Source organism: Corallococcus sp. CA041A (assembly GCF_003612075.1).
Taxonomy (GTDB): Bacteria; Myxococcota; Myxococcia; order Myxococcales; family Myxococcaceae; genus Corallococcus; species Corallococcus exiguus.
The window spans coordinates 1-1007 of the sequence record NZ_RAWF01000561.1 but is presented as its reverse complement, the minus strand read 5'-3'; the positions used below and the strand labels follow the sequence as shown (position 1 = coordinate 1007).

Below are 1007 nucleotides of genomic sequence, written 5' to 3'. Positions count from 1 at the left end.
GCCCTTGAGCAATCGGAGCACAGCCTCCTTCTTCCGCTTCGCCGAGAACCGACCGCGCTCCGCCGTCCTGTCCTGCTTCTGTTGCTTCTTCACATCCACCTCGCGAGGGGGAGGTTATTCCCCCAGATAGGTGTCTCAAGAAATCCTGGGGCGGAGGACAGGCAACGTCCAGTCTGGTCCGATTTTCGGGTTGAGGTGCACGTCCATCTCATCCTCGAAAAGCACGGGCTCATCGGGCCGGGCGAAGGCCGCACGGCATTTCAGCTGCCAGAGGCGCTGGCGGCGTCGGCGCTCCGTCCAAGGGCAGCGCACCACGGGACGCGGACGCCTTCTCTTGGCCCCCACCGAGGCCAGGGCACGTCCCATCGTCGCGGGCGAGACGCGTACCCGGCCTCGCCTCTCCACCTCACGGACCAGCAACTCGCGCGTCCACGTCGTGCGCCGCCAACCGGACTGCTGGGGCGTGCCTTCCAGCACCCGGCACAACGTCTGCCGGAATCGCTCGTCCACTTTGCGCTGCCCATTCTGAGCGCGCCCGTCCAGGAGGCCTTCTCGGCCTGATTTCTGGAAGCGCTGCACCGCTGACACCACTGTGGACGTGGCGCACAGCAGCTGCCGCGCGGCTTGCGCCCGTGACTGTCCACTGGCCACTTTCGCTACCGCCAGGCACCGCCGCAGGGTGAGCGGGCAGCCAGTCCTCTCTCCCCAGCGAATCAGCCGCCTGCGGTCAGGACATCGCAGGCGTAGCTGTTGCCTTCCCTGAGGCAGGGCTCGCTTCTTCATCCGGTTCTTGCGCACACAAGGCCGAACGGCGCGAGCTCGCGCCCCTTTCCTTCCGCTCCCAGCGCCTGCCTACCCTCCGCCGCGATCGGGATTCATGGTAACTGTTCGCCGTGCCCCGTGCCGACGCCGTGCTGACCCGACCAGGAGGACCGGCGGGAGCGGTCGTCAGTCCTGACTCTTCGGGAGCGTGACGGTGCCCGGGTTCTCAATGGCGGCGAGCGCAG

At 67.3% G+C, this 1007-nt stretch carries 1 protein-coding gene; it reads right to left on the bottom strand.

What is annotated here, in order from left to right:
• Nucleotides 1-135: 135 nt before the first annotated feature.
• Entirely contained in the window at nucleotides 136-783 is a 648-nt protein-coding gene (locus tag D7V77_RS42155; protein WP_120581748.1) for a helix-turn-helix domain-containing protein, read from the bottom strand.
• Between the last annotated feature and the right edge of the window lie 224 nt (nucleotides 784-1007).